Consider the following 20431-nt stretch of genomic DNA (forward strand, 5'->3'; position numbering starts at 1 on the left):
CGCCGAAAAGGCGCCACGCGCTCGTTGTGCCGGATTATTCGCTAGCATGCAACGAGCGCTCGATGCGCCGATCCGGAACCAGCCACATCAGCGCCACGCCAACGTATACCGCTTGCGCGAGCCCGGCATGGACGAAGGTCAGGCCAATCCCGACTACATAAAAAACCGGCGACAGCTTGCCCTTCCAGTCCGATCCGATTGCATGCCGAAGTTTCGAAGACTCGCCATCTGCGGCGATGATGCGCTGCTGCAGAATCCAATAGGCGATTCCGGCCGCGAGCAACACGACACCGTAGAGCAGACTCGGCACCGGCGCAAAGTGATTCTCACCCATCCAGCCCGTTGCGAACGGTAGGAGCGACAGCCAGAACAGCAGGTGCAGGTTGGCCCAGAGCACGCTGCCGGTGACCTTCTTGCACGCATGCAACATGTGGTGGTGATTGTTCCAGTAGATCCCGACGTACAAGAAACTCAGCAAGTAACTGAGGAACACGGGCAAAAGCGGTGCGAGCGTTTCAAAGGTGATGCCGTGCGGCACCTTCAACTCCAACACCATGATGGTGATGATAATGGCCAGCACGCCATCACTGAATGCTTCGAGCCGAGTTTTGCCCACCGAAATTCTCTCCTGAACATTGCACGATTCATGGCCGACAGAACGGGATGCTCCGGGCATCCGCAGGTCGCACGAAGTGTCAGGTAGTGGCAAACAAGGTGTCAAGCACAGGGACGGCGGCGTCCAAGTCCCAAATGCCGCAGCGACCGTCTGTTGGGTACCGTGTTGGCGGAAGCGAATGTCACCGTATCGATCGCGCCGGACCACCAACCCCTGCATTTGCGGGGTTGGTGCAAGGAGGCAGCTGTAGTCAGATGTTGCATCGGCGCCACCGCCGCAAACGATGGAGTTTCTGACATGGCATGCCGCTTGTTCTGCGTACTGATGTTGGCGATGACCCTGGTCACTCAGGCGTTTGCCCAATCGGCTGATCAGGAAGTGGTCAGCGTCGTCGATTCTCCCGACCCCGTGATCCCGGGCCAGAACATCACTTACACCATCACGTTGCGAAACAATGGCCCGAACCCTGCAGTAAATGGGGGCCTGAACGTCAATTTGTCGAACAACCTGACGCACCTCTCGAACACGCCACCGCCCGGATTCACGTGTTTCGTCGCCGGCGCCAATATGACGTGCAATACGCCGTCTTTTGCCGTCGGCACGGTGCAAATCGTCATTGTCGCCCGGCTCGAGCCAGCGCTGGTGAACTTTCCGGATGGCAGTGTGACCAGCGTTTTCTTTCCGTCGGGCACGACCGTTGATCCGGTTCCCGGAAACAATCAACAAAGCAGCATCACGCAATGGGACAGCCCACAGATCGACCTGTCCATTGCCGTCACGGATACGCCCGATCCTGTTGGTCCTGACCAGAACATCGTGTACAGCATTACGGTCAACCAGGCTGGGCCAAACAACGCGCAGAACGTCAACATGAACACGTTCAATAACGGCTCGCTGCGTTTTCAGTCGATCAATCCGGCGCCTGGCTTTTCATGCACGCCCCTCGCAGTTGGCGCCACCCCTACCCTCACTTGCAATGCTGCCACCGTGCCGCCTGGAACGTACGCGTTCACCCTGACCGTGCTCGCCGACGACGCGATTCTGGGGCCGAGTGACGGTAGCGTCGCGATTGCTTTCAGCGCCGGTGGCACGGGTAACGACACGAATCAAGCCAACAACCAGGAGACCGAGGATACGATCTATCGCACCCCGGATGCTGATTTGTCGATCGCTGTCGACGACTTGCCGGACCCCGCGCAACTCGGGAGCGACTTCACCTACTTGGTGACCATGCATAACCACGGACCCGATGCCGCCACCAATGCCACCATCAACTCGTTCAATAACGGCAGCCTTCGGTATCAGTCGATCGAGACGCCAATGGGCAGCACGTGCACGCTACCGGCGGTCGGTGCCGCTCCCACCATCAGCTGTCGCGTCAGCTCATTGGCGTCGGGTAGCGACATGGCGGTAATCGTCACGGTCCGAACCGACGAGGCGCTGCTCGGACCAAACGGCGGTACGGTGAGCACGGTGTTCAGCGCCGGGAGCGCGATCCAAGACCCCGACGGTCTTGATAACAGCGAGACCGAAAACACCGTTGTGCAGTCTTCGCTATTGTTCAGGAATGGATTCGAGTGAATCAGCGCGACTTCAGGATAAGCGCTGAAACCGCATGATCCAGTTGGTCTCCCAGGTGCCCCCCGCGTCGGCCGAGAATGCCTGCTCCCACTGCGGACAGCCATCGCGTTCGACATACCAGGTGAACCGAACGCGAATCGCCTGACCATCCAACCTATCGTCCGCGAAGAACGTCCCGACGCCGTCGGCAAAGGCGCCCACCACGGGAACATCCAAGTGATGTGGTCGACGCCCGTCCAGCCACCAGATTGACCACAGGCGCGACGCCGCATCGTAAGAGCGCATCGCTAACGCTCGGTAAGATCCTTCAGGCAGGTTAAGCACGTTGTCTTCGACATTGCCAAACCCACCAAGGGTCTTGCGCGTGGACGTGGTTCCTGTGAACTCCGTCCAGCTGCCGCAACCACACAGTCGCGCATCAAGCCGTCGGTGCTGAACCTGCCAATCACCAATGATGAAATCAAAATCGTCCGGGATGGTTTGGGTCATGACTAAGTGCCTCGTTTTGAACATGCCTGAGAGCTTAGATTTGAAAGGCGTCAGAGCGTGTCAGGTATCGACCCGCCTTCGGCAGTGGCTGATTTCGAGGTGCACAGAGGATTGCGGCGCTTGCCACAACGGGCTATGGTCCCAGCGCTATTGACTTGACCGGCGACCACCCATGGCCAGAGATTCTTTCGTAACCCACCTCGCTTGCGGGCTGACTGGCGAGCAATTCGCGTCGGATGTCTTGCAGCGGGTGTCGTCAGCGGGAAAGCCGTTGTTGGTTCGCTACGACTTGGCGGCAATCGCCCAGGCTGTCCGACGCGAGCAGCTGACCCAACGCGAGCCATCGATCTGGCGATATCGCGAGCTTCTGCCGTTGCCTCTGGATCAAGCGCCTATCAGTCTGGGTGAGTTGATGACGCCCTTGCTGTCGCTACCTGCCGAAACAGCGGACCTGAAACTCGGTCAGGTGCTGGTCAAGGACGAGTCCCGATTGCCGACGGGATCCTTCAAGGCACGCGGTTTGGTCATGGCGGTCAACATGGCCGCGTTGTTTGGCGTACGCGCCATGGCGATCCCCACTAACGGCAACGCCGGCGCCGCGATGGCCGCCTATTGCGCGCGCGCTGGCATTGCCGTGCATTGCTTCTGCCCAAGCGACACACCTACCGCGAATCTTCGTGAGATTGCATTGCACGGCGCCACGTTGCACCGGGTGGATGGCATGATTGACGACTGCGGCAAACTCGTTGCCGCTGGTGAACGCGAAGGCAAGTGGTTCTCTTGTGCCACCTTGCGCGAGCCCTATCGAATCGAAGGCAAGAAGACGATGGGGCTCGAGCTGGCCGAGCAACTCGGCTGGCAGTTGCCAGATGCCATCTTCTACCCAACGGGTGGCGGCACCGGATTGATTGGGATGTGGAAAGCGTTCGCCGAGTTGGCTGCCTTGGGCTGGATCGCAGGCAAGATGCCGCGCATGTACGCCATTCAGGCCGCAGGGTGCGCGCCGATCGTGCGCGCATTTGACCAGAACGAACGTTTCGCAACCCGTTGGGAACAGGCCGAAACCGTGGCCCACGGCATTCGCGTGCCTGCTGCTTTGGGCGATTTCCTCATCCTGGATGCCGTTCGCGAGTCGGGCGGTGCGGCGCTTGCCGTCAGCGAGCAGGAGATTCGAACGGCCTGGCAAGACAGCGCGAAGCGCGACGGCGTACTAATGTGCCCGGAAGGCGCCGCAACACTCGCTGGGCTGCGGATTGCGCATACACGCGGCCTGGTCGCACCAGGCGAGCGCGTGGTGCTGTTCAATTGCGCGAGCGCGTACAAGTACGATCTGCCGGACATCTATTCCGCTACGTAACGTCTAGCAGGTGCGCGGCTTTGTGCGCGATTTGTTCGACTGATCGGCGTGGCACGATGCAGCCGCGCGCCAGCTTCAGGCCTGCCAAGTGCAAAACCAAAGCGAGGCGCGCATTCGCGACCTCGCACTGGCGCGACTGGCGCAACGCGACGCCAACTTTGAGTTGGCGCGCATCCGGTTTCAGCGCGTTCGCGAACAATCCCAGGTGGCTGGCCCAGACTGGATCTAAAGCCTGGAGCAACAACTGGACTCGTTGAGGCGCCACGCATCCTGAGACCTTGAGTATCAAGCACGCAGCATTGTTGGAGGCGGCTTTTCTTCTTAGACCTCCGTGCTGCAGTTGCTTGGCCCGAGCGGCAGTCTCGACCTTGATCCAGAACACAGGGTTCGCCACGACTGGGCGCTATCGTTTTCATACGAAGTCAACCAATGCGCGCTGCAATCAGACCAACCCGATCGCTACCATTTCGACCTGCGGCAGGCCCATACCGTCTGCACCAAGCAAGCCCGACCAAACGCGCAATGCCAGGTAATCAAGCACCTGACGTGCGGCACTGACGACCTGACGCTTACGGAACACCAAAGGCTGAGTAACCGGATGAGCCCGCTTCGCAACACGCGCACCCAAACCATCTGGCGCCCTGCTCCCTGACCGGAACCAGGCCATTTTGACTTTCCGACGACAGCCCGGCGACAATGAGCGCAGTTGGCATGCGCGGCCCGGTGCTGAAGGTTGAGAAGCAAGCAGCCGCGCCGGTCGTTTCGTATTGACGATTGCCGGCTTCCTGCCGACGTCGACTCCTGCATTTACCGCGGCGATCGCGTCGTGTCAGGCGCAACCGATCCGCCACCCGTTCAGCAGAAAGGCCAAACAATGCAAGTTCTGAATGTTCGAATGGGTCGACGCCCGACCATTTCTAAGCAAGCACTCTCCCTGATGCTACTGGGCGCCAGTGCTGGGCTGCATGCGCAGGCCTTGCTGCCAACCGACATCGAAGTGGTCCGTGTCGAAACCCGGGACGCGGCGATCATTCAGCGCCTGGCGGTTGATCAAGGGCACCTGATTGTCGACCGGCGCAAAGGCCTGGTTGTGTTTGATGCCGACGCCAAAGCCCGAGACAATCTCCGTTCGATGGGGCTCAATTGGACCATTGATCAGGAGGCCACGCGCGCGCTGACGTCTGCGCAAGCGAGATTCGGTAATCAGTTAAGCAGCATCCCGGGCTTCAGTTGTTACCGAACCGTCAGCGAAACCAAGACTCGTCTCGCGGCACTTGCGCTGCAGTATCCAACATTTGCCGAAGTCGTTGATATTGGCGATACGTGGGAGAAATCTTCTGGGCATCCGAGCGGCGGCGAAGACTTGTTGGTCTTGAAGCTCGGCAACAGCGCGGTTTTGGGCGACAAGCCCAAAGTATTTGTGATGAGCTCAGTGCATGCGCGTGAGTACACGCCGGCGGAGCTCACACTCAGATTTGCGGAAATGCTCCTCGCGAACAAGGACACGGATCCAGAAATCGCATGGATGCTCGATCATCAAGAATTCCATTTTCTGGTGCACGCCAATCCCGACGGGCGCAAGCAAGCTGAAACCGGCTTGTCGTGGCGAAAAAATACCAATACGGCCTATTGCAGCGCCGGCAGCACGAGTCGGGGTGCCGACTTGAACCGGAACTGGCCGTTCAAATGGGGCAGCGTGCCGAATGATGGCGGCTCCAGCAGCAGTGCCTGCGACTATACCTATCGCGGTCCGTTGGCCGCCTCTGAACCCGAGACGCAAGCAACGATCGCCTACGTGCGTGGGATTTTCGGTGATCACCGTGGTCCGGGTGATACAGATCCGGCGGACACTGACACGCCTGGCTTGTTCTTCGATCTCCACAGTTATAGCCAACTGGTGCTGTGGCCCTGGGGTTGGACCAACAATTCGGCACCTAACGCAGCAGCGCTGGAATCGCTCGGTCGGCGCTTTGCGAAATTGAACAGCTACACGCCGCAAGCGATCATCGATCTCTACCCGACCGACGGTACGACCGCCGACACGGTCTACGGCGAACTGGGCGTGGCGAGCTATTCGTTCGAATTTGGCACCGCCTTCTTCCAGGATTGCGCGCTGTTTGAAAACAATATCCTGCCAAACAATCTGGCCGCCTTGAAACTAGCGTCTCGCGCTGCCCGCGCCCCGTATCAGGTCGCTCACGGCCCGGATGTCGACAGTGTCCAGTTGGTCCCCGACATCGCGCTTCCTGGCGAAGTGGTAATGCTCTACGCACGCGCCGACGACACCCGATTCTCCAATGCAAATGGCGGCACCCAAACCGCCCAGCCCGTCGCCAGTGCGCTGGGTTGGATCGGCACGCCACCTTGGATGCCCGGCGCTACCGCGAGCGCTGCCACCGCAGTAGACGGCAACTTCGATACGCCGGTTGAAGTCGTGCAGGCGCCCCTTTCAACGACTGGCCTGCCGCTCGGGCGACATCTCGCTTGGGTCCAGGCTCGCGACGCTGACGCGCAGGATGGTCCTTGGTCCGCAGGCTTCATCACTGTTGCTGACGCAAATAGCATTGGCACACTGAGTGGCACGGTGCGCAGCGTCGCCACTGGTCTGCCGATCGCCGGCGCCCAGTTCGGGGCGGCGAGCTATCGCGCGCTTACCGATGGCACCGGGCATTATGAGCGGCGCTTACCGGTGGGGGCCTATCAACCCACCGTCAGCGCGCCTGAATTTGAATCACAAACGCTTCCGACCGTCAGCATCGTCGGTGGTAGCGCCGCGACGTTGGACATCTCACTGTACGCACTTTGTGACCGTTTGACGGTCGATGCCGAGAATGGCAATCAGAACTGGACGCCACAACTCCCGTGGGCGATAACCTCGGCGCCAACCACCCAAACCGGCTCGCGCGCGTTCACTGATTCCCCCTCCGGCAACTATGGCAACTCGCTGAATCTCAGTTTGACATCGCCAGCGATCGACTTGAGTGGCTACCAGCAAGTGGTTCTGAGCTTCGACTCCTACTGCGATACCGAAGCCGGCTGGGACTTTGGCAATGTTGAAACGAGCGTCGACGGCGGTTCCACGTGGTCCACGCCGCTCTGGCGCTGCAGTGGCGACCCGACCTTGCGCCATGTCTCACTCAATCTTCCCGCGCTGGACAACATCAGCAATGCGCGCGTGCGGTTCCGTTTCACCACCGACACAAACACCGTTGACGACGGTTGGTACGTTGACAACATTCGTGTAATCGCTGGCGGCGCGGCATGCCGCAGCACACAGACCGGTGAGTTTGCTGACGGCTTTGAATGATCAAGGCCTAAAGCCTGACCGCCGCGACTACGGTTTGGAATGTCGAGTCGACAAGAGTCCCGGTCCTTTTTGAAGGCGTGTTTGTTCGCGCCGCAATCTGTCGGTGACGAAGCGCCGTTTTCATGCCGGCGCGGTGTCGCAAGTAGCCCTCTTCCCAATCGCGAGCAGAATGTGATGGGTCGATAGGCATCGCGCTCCGCCTTGACCCAAGTCAAAGGGGTCCGCCCGAACCCTGCTTAGACTTGAATGCAAGTAAGCAAGCCCTGGGTGCTGACCATGACATCCGCAGATCAATTGGTCATCACCCGACATAGACCAGCTTTTACTGTGCAAAAGGAGTTCCCATGATTCGATATGTGAGCGGCGACATCTTGTTGAGCGACGCCAAGGCCATTGCCCATGGCGTTGCCCCGAATGACGACTTTGGCCAAGGTCTGGCCCACACGCTGCGCGACAATCTGCCAGCGATGTACAAGGACTTTCGGCATTTCTGTCATACGCAACATCCGAAGTCCGGATCGCTCTGGACGTGGGGCGGCGCCGAAGGTCCGCGCATCGTCGCGTTGTTTACGCAGGACGGCGCCTACGGACATGGCGCCAAGCCGGGCAAAGCCACGACCGCGCATGTCAACCATGCGCTGAAAGAGCTTGCCAAGGAGGTGCGTCAAGAGGGCTGGACGAGCTTGGCATTGCCACGACTCGCCACAGGAGTCGGTGGCCTCGATTGGCAGGAGGTCAAACCGCTGATCGAACATCACCTCGGCGACCTGGGCATTCCGGTGTTGGTTTACGAGACCTATCGTCCGCAGCAGGCTGCAGACGAAGGCTTGACGCAGCACGCCGCGTGACCCAAAGCCTGGTTCAGCAGGCCGAAGCGATTCGGCCTGCTGCCAACAGTCGTTCAAGTCAAGACGGTTTTTGGCCGGATGCCCGTGATGCCCCAGCGCATGCGGTCGTAATTGTCGCCGACCACGCCGCTGCGCAAATCCACCCAGAGGAACTGTTTCAAGAACAGCGGCAACGCCGGCTTTGCGGGCGCGCCTGGGAGCAACACGGGAATCACGGGCAACGCGCGCTCAACCGCCAACGCCAGGAATCCGCGCATTTCAGGAACTTCCCAAGGTCCAAAGCCATCGGCGCCGACTAATACAGCCGCCGTACGACAGCGCAACATGGCATTCTCCAGCGCTTCTTGAATCGGGCGGCCTGGCACCAACTCCCACTCGTCGTACCACACCTTCAAACCGTCAGCCTTGAGCGCCTGCGCCAGTTCGCGCACTGCGGGTTTGTCTTTGCTGTTGTGGCTCAGGAACACATCGAATGGTGCTTCGGCGTCGCCCGTTGGTGCGGGCAGATCCCGCTTCAAGCGCAGCGCCCGCCAGATGCGTCCCTGATGCAGCGCTTCGAGTGTCTGCTGAATGTCTGCGCGGCGCGGAAATGGCGTACCCGCCGTGCGCTGCAACTGCAGCGACAAACGCGCCGACAACTCACGGTGCGCATCGGGACCGGGTTCGGTATCCAAGCTCGCGTAGTGCTGGATTTGCTCAAGCGTGGCCAGATAATCCTGCTCGATGGTGCCGAGCAGCGTCCCTTCGCGTTCGCGCAATATTGCCGCGAGCCGCAAGCACAGTGCCGAATCATTCGACTCAGCGGCCCGATCCTGTAGAAACGACAGCAGCTGCCGTGCTTGTTCCAGCGGCAACCGCTCGACCAACAGATCGTAGACGCCATTGAACCGCACGTCTCGCCAATGTTTGAACTGACGGTCCTGATGGTCCGCCAGGAATGCTGGCAACAAGGCATAGTCCATGATTCGGTCATGGCGGAACTGCCAAACCGCTTCGATACGTCGTTGGCCATCCCGTTGCGGCACTTCCTCTTCGCGCCGGCGCATCAGTTTGTGCTGTCTTAAGAATTCAGCCTCGCGCTCAAACCCGGTGACGTCAATGAACGCCTGACTCGACAGCCGCCAGTCGTATACCCGCTCGGCAAACGCCGCGTCAGGAAACTCGCGATTCTCGATTTGCTTGAAGTCACTTCGCATCAGCGAGAAGAACTGCTCCAACATGCGCCCGGTATCAGGACGCTGCCCCTTCGCCAACAGCTCCGCAGCCAACACCGCTTCCATCGGGTTGCAGAGCGCATTCAGTCGGCGCAGTGCCAATTCATCGCCCTGCCCGGCCGCTGTCTGCAATCCACCGATGAACGCGATGACGGATTGCGCGTAGGCCGACTGATCCGGCTGCACCGACTTCAATGCGGCCCACTGCTGAATCAGAAATTCTTGAATCGCCGATTCGGCCAACGGCAGCAAGTCATAAACATCCGCCTGCGCCGGTGGTTCCCAATTGAGCGGCTGCGTGGTCAACAGGAAGTAACCGCGATAGTCCGACTGCAGAAAATGGTCGATCCGCGCCCGTGTATCCGGACTCGCTTCATTCAACCCGTCAATCATCAGTATGAGCGCTCCAGACTGTACGAGCGCCGCAAGAAAATCTGGATCGCCTGCCGACACCGGAAGACGCGATTGAATCGCGCGCAGCACGCCCTCTTTGCAATCGAGCGCGCGAAGCAGCATGACCGTATCGTCGCCTTGCAGCGCCAAGTGCCGCAGGAGTGTCGTTTTGCCGAGCCCGGACGCCCCCTGCAACACTACCCGCCCACGTGCTGTTTTGAGTACGGACTCGACCGGAATCGGTTCTTGGTCACGACCACGAGCCGGACGCATCTGGCAGCGGTTGTAGTAGCTCTGCGTCTGAAACCCAGTCAACGCGCCGGGCGGCACCAAAGCGGCTCGAAACGGCGCGAACAATCGCCTGGCCAACGCTGGCACGACGCGCAATAGCAACCCCACATAGCCCAATCCCAACAAACGGCGCACCCATCGATTCCAGATCAAGCCGCTTTGCAGGAATCGCACTCTTGGATACAGCAACATCACCACGCACCAGAACGCCGCGTTAGCAAGTAGAAGCCATCCGAGCCACCGCAAGTAGCTGACGCCCTTGATCTGCCGGAGGATCCGGTCGATCTGCTCGGCATAGGCCGTCTCGCCGACAGACTCAAGTAACTCCCGCCAAGTCGTCAACGCCGACTCGTCGGCAGGTGTCCAGTGCTCCTGGCCAATCAGCTCGAGCATTTTTCGCGCGGCCTCGCTGTACAGGCGCCGATCAGTGCGATCTGGATCAGCAATCGGCGTCAGCAGACCGGTGATGGCTGCAATCCGATCGCGAGTCGATTGCTGGCGCAGCCACTGATCCCTTCGGACTTCATAGTCTTCATGATCGCTGAGTTCGACGATCAACAAGCGGCTTTCGCGATCGTGCCCAAACAAGCGATAGGCCAGGCTCCGCAGGCCATCGCAACGCTCGGCACGACGGATACAGCCAAGCAGAAACGGCCGCAATCCGGCCGCGCCACGGAGCGGCCCCAGGCGTCGAAGCGCGTCGGCAAGATCCAGAGCATCCTCGCGAGAGCCTGGACTCCAAGCCAGTGCGCCGTCGAGCGCGGCCAGTTGCTTCAACCAATGAACCGGCTCTTGCGTCCAATGGGAGTTCGGGCTGGTCGCCGCAAGCAGCAAGCGCTCAGCCGTCGGCGTTTGAGCGACCAGGCGAGCGGAATCGGCCGCGGTCCACGCTGTGGGCAGACCAGTATGAGCCAGTGCAGTCAACAAGGGCAGCGTCGGGGTGTCAGGTGTTAAGTGCCTGAGCTTCGCTACCACCGCGTCGATCTGTGCCGAGGTCGCCAAACCGTTGCGTGCCAAGAGCTCCGTCGCGAGCGCAGATTCGAGTTCATCGTCTGGCCCGGCGCTGGGCCGCGCGGCCATGCGCGGCAAGGTGTCAGCCAAGGGACCAAGCGGCAGATCAATTTGCCCAAGCAACCGCAGCGCGCCCACTCGCACGGATTGATCAGTATCCGTCAAAGCCGGTCTGAACGCCGCCAGCGCTGCTGGATTCGCTTTGACCACGGTCACCAGCGTTTGGACTTCGGGCGCCTGCAGCGACTGTCCGCTGCTCATCCTGTACCCAAGCACGGCCTGCCGCAGCAATGCCGGATCGGGCGCTGCGGTCTGCCAGCGCAAAGCCGAAACCAGTGCGTCGTGATAGTCGCCGTTGGCCGACCGATTCAGAAACGCGCGAATGTTGTTGTCACCAGGATTCATGACCAGGAGCGCGGCTGCCGCCATGACAGCGAGACGCGCTTCGAGATCGCGTTGCTGGATGCGCGCCAATTGTCTGACCTCACTGGCACCTCCGAGTCGCTGCCGTTGCGACAGAAGCGCCGGCGCCACCATGGCTCGCAGTGGCGGCTCAAGTTCCCGGAACGCGTCAGCATGTTCGATGGCCACCAAGGCGGCCACTACCCCGGCGCGCTGCATGCCCAATGCGTCAGTTCCGGGTTCTGAAGCAGCGGTCAATGCCGCCACAATCGTCGGCAACAAGATGTCAGGCTCGGTACTGGCGAGTCGGCCCAGAACCAGTCCAACATGCTCCTGGCGCTGCCCCTGAATCGCTTGTTGGGCTGCCGCCACTGGGCGTCCCGCGTAGGACAGCAATGCGGCAGCTTGTCCGCGTGCGGCATCGGGATGTGCGACTAACACTTGCAGCACCGCATCGTGCACCGCGACGTCGGGCTGCTTGAGCAGTTCGGCGACCCCGGCAAGATCTTGACTTGGAGCAAGTGAGATGGCCCCAAGCGTCAGAACGGCAGCTGGCAGCAACGCTGATTCCGGGCCCGTCAGTACCTCCTTGACCGCGTTGACGTGCGCGCTTGCCGACGTTCCGGCGGGTCGCAGCGCGCTGATCGCCGCACGCCGCACATCTTCGTCATCGGATGTCAGCGCTTCGGCCACTTTGCTGACCAGACGCGGGTCCTGGTACGAGTATCCGTCGATGGCAAGCATCTGCAGGGTATTCAAACGGGTGCTTTCCGCAGGATCGCCAAGCGCCGCGATGAGGCCTTCAATCTCGGCTTCAGTCCAAGGTGATTTCGCATCCCATGATCGATCGGCGGCATAAGCATTGCCAACGCACAGGGTAACGATCATGAGGAAAAACGCAGTAGTCAGCAGGTGGCGCGTTGTCGGAGTCCGGCTGAGCTCACGCATTCGGTATTGCCCCAAGAGAGTCGCGCCGCGATGGCGGCGCTTGGTGCGCCAAATTTAGCAGACTGCCGACCCGACTGTGGCCATCCGGAACGGCCCGGCTGCGGCTTGCCGATGCAGCCCGGCCGGGTGCCCCAAGCAACAATCAATGGTGGACCCTCTATACGGATTTGAAGATACTCGTCGGCAGGCACGGAACGAGGAGGCCCGCATGAACCAACCTGACAATCCCTATTCGCCACCCGAGAGCGACATCTTGACTGATGAAGCACCGATACCCATGGTGTATGCCAGTCGTGGCCGGCGTTTTGGTACTTATGTCATCGACTACATCTGCTTCGTTCTGTCCGGCATGGTCGTTGGTTTGTTCATTGGACTCGTGCTCGGCGACGCGGGCATCCAGGCGCTGGAGCAAATTCCGGACCTTGCATTGGGGCTTGGCATCCTGATTGGCTACTACGCATTTTTTGAAGGACTTTGGCAGCGAACGCCCGGGAAGTGGGTCTTCGGGACCAAGGTCGTCAACGAGCACGGGTTGAAGCCGACGTTCGGACAGATCTTGGGTCGATCGTTTTGCCGGCTGATTCCGTTCGAAGCCTTTTCGTTTTTCAGTGAGAACGCGATTGGCTGGCACGACAGCATTCCAAAGACGCGCGTGGTCATGGTTCGTATCTGATCCGGATCAAAGCGCTTCGGAAGGCATTAAAGACGTTCAGCGTCGGTGCGAGCGGTAGGCCTTCGGGAAAGATTTGCAAAATCAGCGGGTTCGGCACTCTATTTCAGAGTGTTACGACCAAAGTTTGCAACCGTGTCTTGGACACACCGGCTAGGGTGCAATATCCCCTCGCTGCTGCTGGTTGCCATGAAGCGCGTAACATCTGTTGTTCTGAATCGATTGACCGTGACCCTGACCAGTTCGCTGTTGTCGATCAGTCTGAGTCAAGCGCAAACCATGCCGGATGCCGAATGCGCGACACCCGGCAATGACGGCTCGCCGGCGAGTCTGTCCGGCATCGTCAACACGTACTACCCGGGCACGGCGAGTGCCGCTGCCGGTAACCGGTGCATCTCGGTCGGAACGGCTACTGGCGCTGCGACGGCCGTTGCGGCCGGAGACCTACTTCTGGTCATCCAAATGCAGCGTGCCACGATCAACAGCAGCAACGGCACCAACTATGGCGACAACGTCAACAATCCGCCCGGCGGGCTGACTGATAACCTGACGGTCGGCAACTACGAATTCGTCGAGGCACGCGGGGCTGTCGGCGCGTCCGGCGGATTTGGCTGCACGGCAGGCCAGATTCCGATTCAGGGGCGCGGCACCAGTGCTGGGCTGCTGAACGCATACACCAGCGCTGCGCGCTCCGGTGATACGGGTCGCGCAACATTCCAAGTTGTCCGTGTGCCGCAATACGGGCAGGCCACACTGAGCGGCAATCTGACCGCTCGTTATTGGGATGGCAGCACGGGCGGCGTCCTCGTGATCGATACGATTGGTCGCACCAATTTGAATGGCTTCAATGTCGATGCGACGGGCCGCGGGTTTCGGGGCGGCGGTGGCCGCGGGCTCGGCGGTCAGAGTGGCGGCAGCAACACGACGTTTCGCGCTGTCGTGACGCAGGACGCGCATGGCGCGAAAGGCGAAGGGATTGCGGGCACCACACGCTATGTCTACAACCAGGAAACAGGTGCCCTGGTGGATACCGGCACCGATGAGGGTTACAACAACGGCGGCGCAGGTCGTGGGGCCCCAGGCAATGCGGGCGGTGGCGGTACCGACAGCAATGCGACATCCAACGATCAGAACGCGGGTGGCGGTGGCGGTGCCAATGGCGGTAACGGCGGCATTGGTGGCAATTCGTGGTCCGGCAATCAAGCGACGGGTGGCTACGGCGGTGGCGCATTTGCACCAGGCGCCACGCCCGTCAATCGCATTGTTCTCGGTGGCGGCGGCGGCGCTGGCGCGCGCAACAACTCGACTGGACAACAATCCAGCGGGGGCGCCGGTGGCGGCATCATCTTCATTCAAACGGGCGAGTTTCGCGGCACTGGTTCGTTGCTTGCCAACGGCGCGCAAGGTCCAACCCCCGATAACGATGGCGCGGGCGGTGGCGGTGCCGGTGGCACGATCATCATTCGCGACAACCAGAGCCTGACCACGAGTGACGCCAGTGCCATCGCGATTTCAGCTAATGGGGCGAATGGCACCAATGCCTGGCCCACGTCCGACCCCGGTGGCGCGACCACTGGCAATCGCCATGGTCCGGGCGGCGGCGGCGGCGGCGGACGCATTCTGCGTGGCCCGAGCATGGCGACGGGCACGCGATCTGTCGCGCTGGGCGCGGCGGGAACGACCACGACCGACCTGAGCACGTACGGAGCGGGCCCAGGAACCATCGGTACCGACGCCGAATTCTCGACCACACCACCCGGCATGCGGCCCGGTTTTGAATGTGCACCGTTGCCGGTCACACTCGCCCATGTTGACGTGCGACAGGACGGCGGTGCCATCGCGGCGATTTGGCATACCGCCTCGGAGTATCAGAGCGTTGGGTTTCGTTGGTTTGGCGATTCGGCGGCAACGTTGCCACTCGATGCTACATTGACCCCGAGCGAACGCGGCAACAGCACCGAGCCCACCGCCTATCAGTCCCGTTTGACGCCTTCGGGCAGCGGCCAATATTGGCTCGCCGAGTTCGATATTCGCGGCAACCGCACCATGCACGGCCCGTATCAACTCAATCAGGTCGTTGGCGCCGTGCCGGTGGCAGCCCAAATTGATTGGCGCAACGTGCGCCAGAGTCTGCAGACGGACGCTCCTGCGGGCACCAACGCCAGCGCTGCGAAGGCTTTTGTTACTGAGCGCGGGTTTCAACGTATCCGGTTTGAGGACCTGCTGGCCGCAGGTGTCGATTTGAGTGGCGCGCCCATTGCCGCAGTCGCGGTTGTGCGCGGTGACCAGCCGATCGCGCGCCGCGTAGTTTCTACGGACGCCGTGTTCGGCCCGGGCGATCAGATCGAGTTCTTTGGCGAACCCAGACAGTCGCTGTATGGACGCGAGGCAGTGTATCGAATCGAAGTCGCGCCCGAGCGCGCTTTGGAAATCAACACCGATGCCAGTGTTCCGGGCACCTCGATGCCCGCCTGGGCCTGGCAGGAATCGATCTATGCGCCAGAAAAGGCTTACAACTTTGCGTCGCCCACGGCCGATCCGTGGTATGCCGACCGCCTGCTCGCGCATCAGGGCGTGCCCGCCAGCAAAGACGTCACGCTGAACCTGTCGGCCGTGGCGGATGTTTCAATCAGTGCCCATCTGAGCGTCGATCTAACCGGCGCGACCAATCATATCGGCCAGCCGCCCGATCACGATGTGCGCCTGCGCGTTGGCGGCGTAGCCGTTCAACAAGTCAGTGCCGATGGTCTGATTCCGATCAACCTGACTCATGACCTGCCGCTGTCGCCAGACCAATCGTCAATCGCAGTCGGCATCGACGCCACGGGCGCAACCCCCTACCCGTTCGATGTGATGAATCTCGATGCCGTACGGCTTAATTACCCAAGACTGGCGGTCGCAGGATCGGGTCGATGGTTTGCGGAATCAGTCCAGTTCGGTGCGGTCGCCAATGACCCGGCGACGGCGCCACCAGAGCCAACCGTACTACCGTTGCTGGCCGATGGTTTTGAAACGTCTGCGGTAACCACCGTGCCCCCGAGTTTGAAGGTCCGTGGTCTGGACGCCTCGGACGCTGTGGCCTATCTGCGCCGCCGCGGGAATTGGTATTGGTTGCCGGAGGTGCGGCTGGCACCGGAGAGCGGCACTTGGAACGCGTTTGTGCCCGGCGTTCGTACTGGCGACGCCGTATATATTGGCACCGAGCAGGGCTTTGCCAAGCCGCGCTTGGCCCCGGCCGCAGCAACCGTGAATCTGGAACGCGGCCAAGCCGAATACTTGGTCATCAGCCATGCGTTGTTCATGGATGGCCTGGCGCCGCTGATCCAGCGTCGGCAGGCGCAGGGGCTCACGACCGACATCGTGGACGTTGCGAACCTCTATGATCAATACGGCCTTGGCGAACCGGATCCAGAAGCCATCCGGCGCTACATCGCCAAGGCAATCATCAGTCGCGGCACGCGCTACGTGTTGTTGGTGGGGGGTGACACCTACGACTATCGCAATGATCTGGGAGTCGGCTCGGTCAGTTTTGTGCCATCGCTTTATCGCGCCACCAGTGACATCGTACGATTTGCGCCGCTTGATTCAGCGCTGGCCGACAGTGATGGCGACGGCGTTCCGGATGTGCCAATCGGTCGCCTGCCGGTTCGAACAACTGCTGAGTTGCAAGTCCTCGTGGACAAGATTCTGCTGACCGAGATCACCGTTCACCCAACCCATGAGATGTACTTGGTGTCTGGCGGCAGCGATGCCGGCGTGAGTTTTGCGGCCATGAACGATGAGTTCGCCGACAACCTGTCGTCCGATTGGACCCGGAATCGGGCGGCCATCGATGAACTCGGTCTGGCTTCCGTGCGCGGCGATCTATTGGCGAGATGGCGTCAGAACCCATCATCCATCAGCTTCGTTGGCCATTCTGCGCCGGGGCAATGGACCTACGACCCATTGTTCACCAACGCCGATGTTCAGCAATTGGCTGGCAGCGCCGCCGTACCGTTGGTGCTGCAATGGGGTTGCTGGAACACCTACTATGTGTCGCCAAGCGCCAACTCGCTTGCCCAGACGCTGCTGCTGCAAGGGCCTCATGGCGCTGCGGCAGTCTTTGGTGCAGCGGCCCTCACCGATATCTCCGGACACCGTCGGCTCGGCCCCGAGGCGTTCGCGCGCCTGCAATCTGGGCTGCGAATCGGCGACATCATTCAGGCCGCGCGGCTGAGCCTCGCCAATCAGGGCTTGAACTTGATTGAACCGATGCAAGGCAGCAATCTGCTCGGCGATCCGGCGATGATCCTGCCGTAGCGATTACCGCAATTGGTATCCGGCGTGCCCGACAGGCCGCCGGATTGCGCCGCTTGCAACGAGCGTCTGCATCGTTTCATTGGTAGGGAGCGAACCACCCAAGCCAGTGATGCGCACGTGCCACGCTGTAGATCATCCCGAAACACAGGCAAGCCCCGGTGAACGCCAGCACACGCCAACGCTGCGTCGTCGCACGCTTGAGTGCAAAGCTGCCGAGTACGATATAGGCGAGCAACAGCACCACTTTCGCGGTCAGCCACGCATGTACGAGCGGATACTGGTGCAGAATCGTGATCAGCATCAATGCGGCGGTCAGCAACACGGTATCGATCGTGTAACTCAAGAATCGAATGCTCCAGTGCGACGCGTGCGGCCAACCAAGCAGATGCAGGATCCCACGTAGTACGAACAGCGCGAAACTGGCACTGATGGCACTGACGTGCACAAACTTGATCCACAGGTAGTAGTGGGCCATGACCAACTCCATTGGCGGCAGTGAAACAGGCGGATCGTCGATCCATGCGGCATGGTGTTGCGCCCAATGTGTTCAGGCGCAACACCAAACGCGCTCCTGCAACCGTACTGTTCAGCCCGGAACTGAGGCGGTCTCGGCCTTTGCAATCATCGGCTTGCCGGACTTCGGCCACCACAACACCGCGACGCTGAAGCTCAGCACCAGCGCGCCGATCGAAAAGATCGTGTCGCCCGGCACTCGCAGCCAGACCAGCAAGTCAAAGATCGGTCGCCCCATGAAGTCGGCCGAGCGGGCATACCAGTAACCGTGCTCCAGCGCTGCCTGTAGCTGCAGCAACCCCATCGGCAGCAAGGTCAACAACGCCATCAAGCTAAGCCCGATATTGAGCGTCCAGAAGGCGGTGCGGAGTCTCGATTCGGACCAGACCGCATCCGGCTTCAGGCAGCGAATGCAGAACAGCATCAAGCCGATTCCGAGCATGCCGTAGACACCGAACAAGGCGGTATGACCATGGAGTGGCGTGAGGTTCAAGCCTTGCATGTAGTAAAGCGCCATGGGCGTGTTGATCAGGAACCCGAACAACCCGGCGCCCACCAGATTCCAGAACGACACCGCAATGAAGAACATGATCGGCCAACGATACCGGGCCATCCAGGTCGTCGCCTTACTATGCGTATAGGTCTCGTAGGCTTCAATGCCAATAAAGGCAAGCGGCACTACTTCCAGCGCCGAGAATGCGGCGCCCAACGCCACGACGCCGGTCGTCGTCCCCGTGAAATACAGATGGTGAAACGTGCCAAGCACGCCGCCCGACAAGAACACGATCGTCGCGAACAACACATTTGCCGTCGCCGAACTGCCGCGGACCAATCCGAGCTTGACGAACAAGAAGCTCATCACCGCCACCGCGAACACTTCGAAGAAGCCCTCCACCCAAAGATGCACGACCCACCAACGCCAGTACTCAACATCACTCAGATGCGTATGCTCGCCCCACATCAGGCCAGCGCCGTAGAACAAGCCGATCGCAATCGTCGACAAGAACAGCAGCCCGACAATCGAACTCATTTCGTCCTGGCGCTTCAAGGCGGGCCACAGCGCCCGACCCATCAGTGCCAGCCAGAGCATCAGGCCGACAAACAAAAAGCATTGCCAGAAGCGACCGATATCGACGTATTCCCAACCTTGATGACCGAACCAGAAGTTGCGCGCCAAACCTAGTTTTTGCATCACGGCAAACCACTGACCGGCGAACGCCCCGACGACAATGATCAAAAGACACAGAAACAGGAAGTTCACGCCCAGGCGCTGGAACTTCGGTTCGTATCCCGATATTGCGGGAGCAATGAACAGTCCGGTGCCAAGCCACGCGGTGGCGATCCAGAGTACGGCCAGTTGCGTATGCCAGCTACGCGTCAGCGAATACGGCAGGAATTCTGCAAGGTTCAAGCCGTAGAAATCGCGACCTTCGACTTGATAGTGAGCCGTGAACGCACCGAGCAGTATCTGCACGAGAAACAATGCCAGAACGATCCAGAAATACTTTGCCGTGGCGCGCATCGACGGCGTCAGGACGAGTCCGAGTAGCGGATCCTCGTTGGGAGGCGTCAGCACCTTTTCCTTGCCATGATAGACCGCATAGTGCCAGCCCAGCAGCCCAATGCCCGCGAGCAGAAACAAGACACTGAAAACCGTCCAGATAAAGCTGCTTGAGGTCGCACGATTGCCGACGATGGGGTCATAGGGCCAGTTGTTGGTATACGACGCCGAACTACCGGGCCGCTCCGTCACGGCCGCCCAACTGGTCCAGAAAAAGAACGCAGTCAGCTGTTCGCGATGCACCACGGTATCAACCGTGTTGTCGCGCATCGCATAGGTCTCGCGCAGACCGGCGGTGTCGGACCCGGCGCCAAACAAGCTGACATAGTGCGCCTGCACGCGCTTGATGGCTTCGGCCCGCTCGCCACTCACCGTTAGCACACCGGAATCAGGGTTGTACGAATTCCGCCGGATCAGCGGCTGCAATTCGGCTTCGAGCTTTGCTTGGACGCCGACGCCAGCATCGGTATAAGCCTTGCCAAGTTCGGCGTTGGCACGCATTTCGAGCCAGGCAATCGCCTCACGGTGCAGCCAGTCGGCGCTCCAGTCTGGTGCCACCAAGGCGCCGTGGCCCCAGATCGACCCCAGTTGTTGCCCGCCAAAACTCTGCCAGACCGTGCGTCCGGCCTCAATATCCTCGCGCGTGAACAGCGTCTCGCCTTGTTCGCTCAAGACTTTTGCCGGCACCGGCGGCGCCTGGCGATGGATGTCGGCGCCCATGTAGAGCAGCACCGAAAACGAAGCCAACAGCAGGGCGCCGAGGCCCCACCATAATCGTCGGGTTTGTGTCATGACGCATCTCCTGTGAAGTGATGGTCATGCTAGGAAAGCGGGCCCAGGGCGCGCCTTGATATAGATCAGCCGAGCGTCACTTCGCGGGCATGGATGCGCGGGCACAACCTGGTCGTCAAGACAAAACGACGCCGACCCG

At 60.6% G+C, this 20431-nt stretch carries 12 protein-coding genes; 7 read left to right on the forward strand and 5 right to left on the reverse strand.

All coding sequences use genetic code 11. From position 1 onward, the window contains the following. Nucleotides 1-34 precede the first annotated feature (34 nt). Nucleotides 35-616, reverse strand: coding sequence for a TMEM175 family protein (locus C7S18_RS09705; RefSeq protein WP_106891377.1), 582 nt, complete (start codon nucleotides 614-616; stop codon nucleotides 35-37). Nucleotides 617-913: 297 nt separating this feature from the next. Between C7S18_RS09705 and C7S18_RS09710 the strand changes: the two genes are divergently transcribed. Next, nucleotides 914-2197: a DUF11 domain-containing protein gene (locus C7S18_RS09710; RefSeq protein ID WP_106891378.1), complete on the forward strand. Its 1284-nt coding sequence runs from the start codon at nucleotides 914-916 to the stop codon at nucleotides 2195-2197. Between the two features lie 12 nt (nucleotides 2198-2209). On the opposite strand, the gene C7S18_RS09715 is transcribed toward C7S18_RS09710, so the two are convergent. Next, on the reverse strand, nucleotides 2210-2686 hold the full coding sequence (locus tag C7S18_RS09715; RefSeq protein WP_106891379.1) for a DUF1579 domain-containing protein: 477 nt from the start codon (nucleotides 2684-2686) through the stop codon (nucleotides 2210-2212). Nucleotides 2687-2858: 172 nt separating this feature from the next. Here C7S18_RS09715 and C7S18_RS09720 point away from each other — a divergent pair, with 172 nt between their 5' ends. The 4 genes from C7S18_RS09720 (at nucleotide 2859) to C7S18_RS09735 (ending at nucleotide 8198) form a co-directional block, all read left to right on the forward strand. Beyond that, nucleotides 2859-4043, forward strand: coding sequence for a threonine synthase (locus C7S18_RS09720; protein ID WP_106891380.1), 1185 nt, complete (start codon nucleotides 2859-2861; stop codon nucleotides 4041-4043). 88 nt (nucleotides 4044-4131) lie between these two features. Beyond that, nucleotides 4132-4272 carry a hypothetical protein gene (locus C7S18_RS24460; RefSeq protein WP_170113197.1) on the forward strand — a complete coding sequence of 47 codons (141 nt, stop codon included), beginning with the start codon at nucleotides 4132-4134 and terminating at the stop codon, nucleotides 4270-4272. 666 nt (nucleotides 4273-4938) lie between these two features. Further along, complete coding sequence (locus tag C7S18_RS09730) at nucleotides 4939-7350, forward strand: M14 family zinc carboxypeptidase (protein ID WP_170113198.1); 2412 nt, start codon at nucleotides 4939-4941, stop codon at nucleotides 7348-7350. Nucleotides 7351-7694: 344 nt separating this feature from the next. Then, nucleotides 7695-8198 carry a macro domain-containing protein gene (locus C7S18_RS09735; protein ID WP_106891383.1) on the forward strand — a complete coding sequence of 168 codons (504 nt, stop codon included), beginning with the start codon at nucleotides 7695-7697 and terminating at the stop codon, nucleotides 8196-8198. Between the two features lie 53 nt (nucleotides 8199-8251). Here the strand turns inward: C7S18_RS09735 and C7S18_RS09740 are convergent, their stop codons facing one another. Beyond that, complete coding sequence (locus C7S18_RS09740) at nucleotides 8252-12397, reverse strand: toll/interleukin-1 receptor domain-containing protein (protein ID WP_170113199.1); 4146 nt, start codon at nucleotides 12395-12397, stop codon at nucleotides 8252-8254. 268 nt (nucleotides 12398-12665) lie between these two features. Here C7S18_RS09740 and C7S18_RS09745 point away from each other — a divergent pair, with 268 nt between their 5' ends. Beyond that, nucleotides 12666-13130, forward strand: coding sequence for an RDD family protein (locus C7S18_RS09745; RefSeq protein WP_170113200.1), 465 nt, complete (start codon nucleotides 12666-12668; stop codon nucleotides 13128-13130). A 225-nt stretch (nucleotides 13131-13355) separates the two neighbouring features. Then, nucleotides 13356-17426: a C25 family cysteine peptidase gene (locus C7S18_RS09760; RefSeq protein WP_170113201.1), complete on the forward strand. Its 4071-nt coding sequence runs from the start codon at nucleotides 13356-13358 to the stop codon at nucleotides 17424-17426. 76 nt (nucleotides 17427-17502) lie between these two features. Here C7S18_RS09760 and C7S18_RS09765 read toward each other — a convergent pair whose 3' ends face one another. Continuing rightward, complete coding sequence (locus C7S18_RS09765) at nucleotides 17503-17901, reverse strand: SirB2 family protein (RefSeq protein WP_106893985.1); 399 nt, start codon at nucleotides 17899-17901, stop codon at nucleotides 17503-17505. Nucleotides 17902-18012: 111 nt separating this feature from the next. Next, the gene (locus C7S18_RS09770; RefSeq protein ID WP_106891388.1) at nucleotides 18013-20292 is read right to left on the reverse strand and encodes a nitric-oxide reductase large subunit; all 2280 of its coding nucleotides are present in this window, start codon (nucleotides 20290-20292) and stop codon (nucleotides 18013-18015) included. Nucleotides 20293-20431: the final 139 nt, after the last annotated feature.

Source organism: Ahniella affigens (genome assembly GCF_003015185.1).
GTDB classification, from domain to species: domain Bacteria; phylum Pseudomonadota; class Gammaproteobacteria; order Xanthomonadales; family Ahniellaceae; genus Ahniella; species Ahniella affigens.